Source organism: Phenylobacterium sp. (genome assembly GCF_030645195.1).
In the GTDB taxonomy this organism is placed as follows: domain Bacteria; phylum Pseudomonadota; class Alphaproteobacteria; order Caulobacterales; family Caulobacteraceae; genus Phenylobacterium.
In genome coordinates this window covers 1-8,346 of the sequence record NZ_JAUSLW010000036.1, presented here as the reverse complement: position 1 = coordinate 8,346, position 8,346 = coordinate 1, and the positions used below count along the sequence as shown (strand labels likewise).

General features: G+C 69.6%; 6 protein-coding genes. 5 read left to right on the top strand and 1 reads right to left on the bottom strand.

Features of this window, described 5'->3' with window-relative positions; translation table 11 throughout:
* Together Q7T09_RS03215 and Q7T09_RS03210 are read left to right on the top strand one after the other, a co-directional pair.
* On the top strand, window positions 1–1,275 hold a 1,275-nt coding region (locus tag Q7T09_RS03215; RefSeq protein WP_304697558.1), incomplete at its 5' end, for a M20/M25/M40 family metallo-hydrolase.
* 74 nt (window positions 1,276–1,349) lie between these two features.
* Window positions 1,350–3,581: an arylsulfatase gene (locus Q7T09_RS03210; protein ID WP_304697556.1), complete on the top strand. Its 2,232-nt coding sequence runs from the start codon at window positions 1,350–1,352 to the stop codon at window positions 3,579–3,581.
* Window position 3,582: 1 nt separating this feature from the next.
* Here Q7T09_RS03210 and Q7T09_RS03205 read toward each other — a convergent pair whose 3' ends face one another.
* Window positions 3,583–4,116 (bottom strand): TetR/AcrR family transcriptional regulator, encoded by a 534-nt coding sequence (locus tag Q7T09_RS03205; protein ID WP_304697554.1) that lies wholly within the window; start codon window positions 4,114–4,116, stop codon window positions 3,583–3,585.
* A 150-nt stretch (window positions 4,117–4,266) separates the two neighbouring features.
* Between Q7T09_RS03205 and Q7T09_RS03200 the strand changes: the two genes are divergently transcribed.
* From Q7T09_RS03200 to clpB, 3 genes are all read left to right on the top strand, one after another.
* Window positions 4,267–5,241 (top strand): class I SAM-dependent methyltransferase, encoded by a 975-nt coding sequence (locus Q7T09_RS03200; protein WP_304697552.1) that lies wholly within the window; start codon window positions 4,267–4,269, stop codon window positions 5,239–5,241.
* Window positions 5,242–5,305: 64 nt separating this feature from the next.
* Window positions 5,306–5,926: a pyridoxamine 5'-phosphate oxidase family protein gene (locus Q7T09_RS03195; RefSeq protein ID WP_304697551.1), complete on the top strand. Its 621-nt coding sequence runs from the start codon at window positions 5,306–5,308 to the stop codon at window positions 5,924–5,926.
* A gap of 110 nt (window positions 5,927–6,036) precedes the next feature.
* Window positions 6,037–8,346, top strand: a 2,310-nt coding sequence (gene clpB / locus Q7T09_RS03190; RefSeq protein WP_304697550.1) for an ATP-dependent chaperone ClpB, incomplete at its 3' end; no start/stop codon positions are given.

Below are 8,346 nucleotides of genomic sequence, written 5' to 3'. Positions count from 1 at the left end.
TCGGTGGGCAGCTGCACCGCCGCCGCCGAGAAGATGGGCGCGCGCCTGAAGGCGGCCGGCTATGCCGACAAGGACGTCCAGGTCCTGGTCCCGGCCGAGCGTCCCAAGGACGGGGCCCTGGTGGCGACCCTGGCCGGGACTGACGCCAAGCTGAAGCCCATCATGCTGCTGGCCCATGTCGACGTGGTGGAGGCCAACCGCGCCGACTGGGTGCGCGATCCCTTCAGCCTGATCGAGGAGGGCGGCTATTTCTACGCCCGCGGGGCGAGCGACGATAAGGCCATGGCCTCGGTCTTCACCGACTCCATGATCCGCTACAAGACCGAGGGCTTCAAACCCCGCCGGGGCCTGCGCCTGGTGCTGACCTGCGGCGAGGAGACCTCCGACACCTTCGACGGCGTCGAGTGGCTGCTGAAGAACCATCGCCCGCTGATGGACGCGCAGTTCGCCCTGAACGAGGGGGCCGGGGGCCGGCTGAACGAGAAGGGCGAGCGCCAGTTCCTGGGCATCCAGGCCGGCGAGAAGGTCTATCAGGACTTCACCCTGGTCACCACCAACCCCGGGGGCCACTCCTCGCGGCCGTCCAAGGACAACGCCATCTATCACCTGGCCGCGGCCCTGGACCGCCTGGCCGCCTACGACTTCCCGATCCGCCTCAACGAGGCCACCAAGAACCACTTCGAGAAGATGGCGGTGATCGAGGGCGGCGCCTCGGGCGCGGCCATGGCGGCCGTGGCCAAGGACCCCACCGACGCCGCGGCGGTCGCCGAGGTGATCAAGGACCCCAGCCGCAACTCCATGATGCGCACCACCTGCGTGGCCACCATGGTCAATGCCGGCCACGCCCCCAACGCCCTGCCGCAGCGGGCCGAGGCCAACGTCAACTGCCGCATCCTGCCGGGCGAGAGCCTGGAGTCGGTGAAGGCCCAGTTGATGAAGGTGTTCGCCGACGACAAGATCGCCGTCTCGATGGTCGGCGTGCCCAGCCCCGTCTCGCCGCCGCCGCCGCTCACCAAGGCCATCGTCGGCCCCATCGAGCAGGTCTCCCACAAGATGTGGCCCGGCGTGCCCCTGGTGCCCGCCATGTCCACCGGGGCCACCGACAGCCGCTTCACCAACGCCGCCGGCATCCCCAGCTACGGCCTCTCGGGCATGTTCGGCGACCCCGACGGCGGCGGCGCCCACGGCCTGAACGAACGCATCCGCGTCCGCTCCCTCTATGAGGGCCGCGACTTCCTCCATGAGGTGGTCAAGCTCTACGCGAACCAGAAGTAGGGGCTCGGCAAGGTCTCTTTCCGTCCTCCGAAAAAACTGGCATCTCTTCTGCCAATAGTTTTCCGGAGGATGGGATGGCGGCGAAGATCGGGGCGACCCTGGCGGATTCCACGCCCTACTGGCCGCCGACCCCCAAGGCGCCGAAGGGGGCGCCCAACATCCTGGTGGTGCTGTTCGACGACGTCGGATTCTCCGACTTCGGCTGCTACGGCTCGCCCATCAAGACGCCGACCATCGATGCGCTCGCCGCCGAGGGCCTGCGCTATACCGGCTTCCACACCACGGCCATGTGCTCCACCACCCGGGCGGCCCTGCTGACGGGACGCAACCACCATTCGGTGGGGATGGGCTGCCTGTCGAACTTCGATAGCGGGTTCCCGGGCTATCGCGGCAAGATCGCCCGCGAGGCCGGAACCCTGCCGGAGATGCTCAAGCCGCACGGCTACTCGGCCTACATGGTGGGCAAGTGGCACGCGACGCCGCTCACCGAGACCGGTCCCAGCGGGCCCTTCGATGGCTGGCCGCTGGGCCGCGGCTTCGACCGCTTCTACGGCTTCATGGACGCCGAGACCGACCAGTTCGCCCCGGAGCTGGTGCGCGACAACACCCCCATCGAACAGCCGGCCAGCTACGGCGAGGGCTACCACCTCACCGCCGACCTGGTGGACCAGTCGATCCGCTACATCGCCGACCACGAGGCCGACGCGCCCGACAAGCCCTGGCTGCTGTGGCTGGCCCTGGGCGCCTGCCACGCCCCCCACCAGGCGCCCCAGCACATCATTCGCCAGTACGACCCGGTCTTCGAGCATGGCTGGGACGTGGAGCGCGAGCAGCGCCTGGCCCGCCAGAAGGCCATGGGCATCGTGCCCGAGACCACCGTCATGCCCGACCGCAACGACGGCATCCGCCCCTGGGACGAGTGCCTGCCCGACGACAAGCGGGTCTTCACCCGGCTGCAGAGCGCCTATGCCGGCATGCTCGACCATGCCGACCGGCACCTGGCCCGCCTGATCGCCTTCCTGGAGGAGGCCGGGATCAAGGACGACACCCTGATCTTCGTCATGTCCGACAACGGCGCCAGCCAGGAGGGCGGGCCCCTGGGCATGGTCAACGCCATGGGCCCCTACAATCTGAAGTTCGAGCCCATGGCCGAGAAGCTGGCCCGCCTGGACGACATCGGCGGCCCCGACAGCCATTCGAACTTCCCGCAGGGCTGGGCCATGGCCTCCAACACGCCCCTGCGTCGCTACAAGCAGAACACCCACGGCGGCGGCATCCGCGATCCCCTGGTGATCACCTGGAAGAACGGCCTGGCGGCGCGGGGTGAGCTGCGCACCCAGTTCGCCCACGTCTGCGACTTCACGCCCACCCTGCTGGACATCCTGGGCATCGAGCCGCCGTCCGTGATCGCGGGCGTCCCGCAGATGCCCCTCGAGGGCGTCAGTTTCGCCGCCTCGCTGAAGGACCCGACCGTCCCCAGCAAGACCAAGCCCCAGCACTTCGAGATGTTTGGCCACCGCGGCCTCTGGAAGGACGGCTGGAAGGCCGTCGCCTTCCACCCCCCGGGCGCCGCCTTCGACACCGATGTCTGGGAGCTCTACCACCTGGACGCCGACTTCTCGGAGACCCGCGACCTGGCGTCCGCCGAGCCGGAGAAGCTCGCCGCCCTGGTGGCCGAGTGGTGGAAGGCGGCCGAGGCCTACAAGGTCCTGCCCCTGGACGACCGCTTCGGCCCGCGTTTCGCCGAGAACGCCCTGCGCTATCACGGCGCCCGCAAGCGCTTCGTCTTCCACCCCGGCATGGGCCACCTGCCCGCCGACGTGGCGCCCGACGTCCGCAGCCGCTCCTACATTATCGAGGCCGAGGCGATCATCCCGCCCGGCGGCGCGGAAGGCGTGCTGCTGGCCCACGGCGACGCCACCTGCGGCTATAGCTTCTACGTCCAGGGTGGCCGCCTGCATCACACCCTGAACGTCGGCGGGGCCCTGGCCACGGTGAGCTCCGCCGAGCCCATTGCGCCCGGCCTGCGCAAGCTCGCCCTGCGCTGCCGCCAGACCTCCGACGGGCGGACCTTCACCCTGGCGGTGGATGGCCGCGTGGCCGGCGAGGTGAAGACCCACATCGGCTTCGCAACCTTCATCTCCTGGTCGGGCCTGGATATCGGCCGCGACCGGGGCAGCCCCGTGGCCCCCTATCTCGCGCCCTTCACCTTCACCGGCAAGCTGCGCCGGGTGATCGTCACCATGGACGCCGACCAGGAGCTGGACGGCCAGCTGCTGGGCGAGGCGGAGATGGCGCGGCAGTAGGCTAGGGTAGGGGCGGCGCCGTAGGCTGGGCCGCGGCGTAGAGCATCTCGGCGATCGCCGCCGGGGTGGCCGGGGCCTGGCCCGAGAGCCAGGCGGCCAACAGCCCCATCTGGCCACCCGCCAACTGCGCCGCCCGAAGGGTCGCGTCTCCGAGCTCGGCCCTGGCCTGCAGCCGCGCCTCGATCAGTCCGGCCAGGGTCCTGGCCAGCAGGGGGCGGGTCGGGCCGGCGAACAGGACGTTGCCCACTCGGCGGTTCTCCCAGAAGTGCTCCACCACCGCCACCAGCCGGGCCGGGTCGTGCCGTTCGCCGACGATGTCGGCCAGCACGCCGAAGGGGCCCGACAGGCCGGCCCTCAGCAGATCGTCCTTGCCCTCGTAATGCTCGTAGAAGGTCGAGCGGCCCACCCCGGCGCGGGCGATGATGTCGGCCACCTTCAGCTGGTCGTAGCGGCGCTCCAGCACCAGTTCTACGAAGGCGTCGAACAGGGCCGCCTTGGTGCGCTGGACCGGCCGGCTGTCTGCAAGATCGACCAAGATGACCTCCGAGCCGGACGATGTGGGCGGCGTGTCCGGAAACCGGACAGGTCGGGCGTGGTGTCCGGCAGGCCCCGGTCAACGCCGCGCTAGAGGTTAGGGCCAGGGCGGGGCGGCGCAAGGCCCCGCCGGTCGCATCGGAGCCTCCCCATGACCGCCAGACACGCCCCTCGAAATCCCCACAGCCACATGTGGCTGATGGGCGTGGTCGGTGTCGCCGCCGGCCTGGCCTTCATGATCTTCGTCCCCCGGTTGACGGTGGTGTCCAAGTCTCTGCTGCTGTTCGCCGGCTTCCACATCGTGGGCGGGGTGGTCCTGCTCAGCACCCTCTATGTCTCTGGTCTGCGGAACCCGGTCCGCCGGCTCACCGGCGCGGCCGCGAAGCCCGCGCGGACCTACGACTTCGGCTGGGGACCGGGCTGGATGAACGGCCTGGCCATCGCCGCCCTCATCGCCCTGGCCGCCGCCATTGTCCTGCAACTGACCCATCCCGGCGCCTGGCCTCTGGCCTTCGCCCTGGTGGGGGCCTCGGGCCTGCTGCTGGCCGGCAACGCGGTGATGCGCAGCTTCCGCCGCACCGACCACGTGGTCCTGCCCATGGTGGACCTGCTGTCGAGCGACCATGACCTGGTGCTCGACGCCGGATGCGGCGCCGGGCGGACCAGCATCGCGCTCGCCCGCATCCTCAAGTCGGGTCGGGTGGTGGGCCTCGACCGCTTCGACGCCGGCTATATCGACGACGGCGGCCGCGCCCTGCTGGACCACAATCTGAAGCTCGCGGGTCTCACCGGAAGGGTTCAGGTGGAGACCGGCGACCTGACCGCCATGGTGTTCGCCGACAGCCACTTCGACGCCGCCGTCAGCACCCACGTCTACGACCACCTGGGAAGCCAGAAGCTCCAGGCGCTGCGCGAAGCCCATCGCGTGCTGAAGCCCGGCGGCCGGTTCCTGATGGCGGTCTGGGTTCCGGGCCTGACCATGTTCGCCGTGGCCAACATCCTGTCCCTGTTCCTCACCACCAAGGCCCAGTGGCGGTCCCTGGCCGAGCAGGCGGGCTTCCGGGTGCGGGACGAGGGCATGTTCAACCACGCCTGGTTCGTGCTGCTGGAGAAGCCGGCCGCCTAGGCCCCGGGGTTGCCATTGGCGGCGGGGGGCACGATCTAGCGGGCACGCCCTGGAGCCCGTCGTCATGGCCTACCGATACCTCGACCTGCTCGCCACCCCCAGCGTCCAGGCGGCCCAGGCCGCCAACGGCGCGCGCAAGATCTGGGAGCGGTTCGAGGGCGACCGCGCCTCGGATCGCTTCACCGAGAACGAGGCGGCCTTTATCGGCGAGCGCGACAGCTTCTATCTGGCGAGCGTTTCGGAGAGCGGCTGGCCCTATGTGCAGCACCGGGGCGGGCCCGCGGGCTTCCTCAAGGTGCTGGACGACACCACGCTGGGCTTCGCCGACTATCGCGGAAATCGCCAGTACATCAGCCTGGGCAATACGGCGGCCGACGACCGGGTGGCCCTGATCCTGATGGACTACCCCAACCAGGCGCGGCTGAAGATCCTGGCCCACATGGAGTCCCGCGACCTGGCGGCCGATCCTGACTTGGCGGCCCGGCTGGTTGACCCCGGCTATAGGGGCCGCCCTGAACGCGGACTCGTCCTGAGGCTGGAGACCTTCGACTGGAACTGCCCCCAGCACATCACCCGCCGCTTCACCGGTCCGCAGATCGAGACCGTGCTCGCGCCCCTGCGCGACCGGGTCGCCGAGTTGGAGGCCGAGAACCAGGCCCTGCGGGATCGCTTGGCGTCGGGTTGAGTTTTCCGCGGGCGTTCCCTTGTGTGGCGCAAAGGCCACACCTACATCGGGCCCGTGGAGGTTGCGCTTGATCAAGGCGACCCCGCTAATCCGCCTTACGAGGGGACCTCATGAATATCGATCTCTATTCCGACCGCGCCAAGCAAGCGATCCAGTCCGCCCAGAGCCTGGCCATGGCCCGCGGCCACCAGCAGCTCGCCCCCGAACACCTGCTCAAGGTTCTGCTTGAGGAGAAGGACGGCCTCTCCCGCGCCCTCATCGAGAGCGCCGGCGGCCGGCCCGACGTCGTCGAGCAGGCCACCGACGCCCTGCTCACCAAGCGCCCCCGCGTGGAGGGCGGCTCGGGCCAGATCTACATGGCCCCGGAGACCGCCCGGGTCTTCGCCGAGGCCGAGACCGGCGCCAAGGCGGCCGGCGACGCCTTCGTCACCACCGAGCGGCTGCTGATCGCCATCGCCAAGGAAGGCGGGGAGGCAGGCAAGGCCCTGTCGGCCGCCGGCGCCACGAACGCCGGCCTGGAGGAGGCCGCCAAGGCCGTCCGCAAGGGCCGCACCGCCGATAGCGCCTCGGCAGAGGAAGGCTATGACGCGCTCAAGCGCTACGCCCGCGACCTGACCCAGGCCGCCCGCGACGGCAAGCTCGACCCGGTGATCGGCCGCGACGAGGAGATTCGCCGCACCATCCAGGTCCTGCAGCGCCGCACCAAGAACAACCCCGTGCTGATTGGCGAACCCGGGGTCGGCAAGACCGCCATCGTCGAGGGCCTGGCCCTGCGCATCATCAATGGCGACGTGCCCGAGGGCCTGAAGGAGAAGAAGCTCCTCTCCCTCGACATGGGCGCCCTGATCGCCGGGGCGAAGTACCGCGGCGAGTTCGAGGAGCGCCTGAAGGCGGTGCTCAACGAGGTGATCGCCGCCGAGGGCTCGATCATCCTGTTCATCGACGAGATGCACACCCTGGTGGGCGCCGGGAAGAGCGACGGGGCGATGGACGCCTCCAACCTGCTCAAGCCCGCCCTGGCGCGGGGCGAACTGCACTGCGTGGGCGCCACCACGCTCGATGAGTACCGCAAGCACGTGGAGAAGGACCCGGCGCTGGCTAGGCGCTTCCAGCCCGTCTTCGTCGATGAGCCCACGGTGGAGGACACCGTCTCCATCCTGCGCGGCCTGAAGGAGAAGTACGAGCTGCACCACGGGGTGCGGATCTCCGATAGCGCCATCGTGGCCGCCGCCACCCTGTCGCACCGCTACATCACCGACCGCTTCCTGCCCGACAAGGCCATCGACCTCATCGACGAGGCCGGCAGCCGGGTGCGCATGGCGGTGGACTCCAAGCCCGAGGAGCTCGACGAGATCGACCGCCGCGTCGTGCAGCTGAAGATCGAGCGCGAGGCCCTCACCAAGGAGACCGACGCGGCCTCCAAGCACCGCCTCGAAAAGCTCGAGGAGGAGCTGACGGAGCTCGAAGCCGAGTCCGAGGAGATGACCGCCAAGTGGCGCGCCGAGAAGGAGAAGGTCGGCCAGTCCGCCCAGCTCCGCGAAGCCGTCGACCGCCTGCGGGCCGAACTCATCGCCGCCCAGCGCCGCGGCGACCTGCAGCGCGCCTCGGAGATCGCCTATGGCGAAATCCCCGGCCTCGAGCGCCGCCTGGCCGAGGAAGAGGCTCAGGAGCCTACCGACGCCGTCAGTCCCGAGGTCGTCGACGCCGAACAGATCGCCGCGGTGGTCAGCCGTTGGACCGGCATTCCCGTGGAGCGGATGCTGGAGGGCGAGCGCGAGAAGCTGCTGAAGATGGAGGACAGCCTGCGCCATCGCGTGGTCGGCCAGGAGGAGGCGCTGGTCGCCGTCTCCGACGCCGTGCGCCGCGCCCGCGCCGGCCTGCAGGATCCAGCCCGGCCCATCGGCTCCTTCCTGTTCCTGGGTCCCACGGGCGTGGGCAAGACCGAGCTCACCAAGGCTCTGGCCGAATTCATGTTCGACGACGAGGCCGCCATCACCCGGATGGACATGAGCGAGTACATGGAGAAACACTCGGTCAGCCGCATGATCGGGGCGCCCCCCGGCTATGTTGGCTACGACGAGGGCGGGGCGCTCACCGAGGCGGTGCGCCGCAGGCCCTATCAGGTCGTGCTGTTCGACGAGGTGGAGAAGGCCCACCCCGACGTCGTCAATATCCTGCTGCAGGTGCTGGACGACGGCCGTTTGACCGACGGCCAGGGCCGCACGGTCGACTTCCGCAACACCATCCTGATCATGACCTCCAACCACGGCTCGGAATTCCTGGCCGGCCAGTCGGAGGGCGAGGACGTGGACGAGGTCCGGCCGATGGTCATGGACGTGGTCCGCCGGCACTTCCGACCGGAGTTCCTGAACCGGATCGACGAGATCATCCTGTTCAAGCGCCTGGGCCGCGGGGCCATG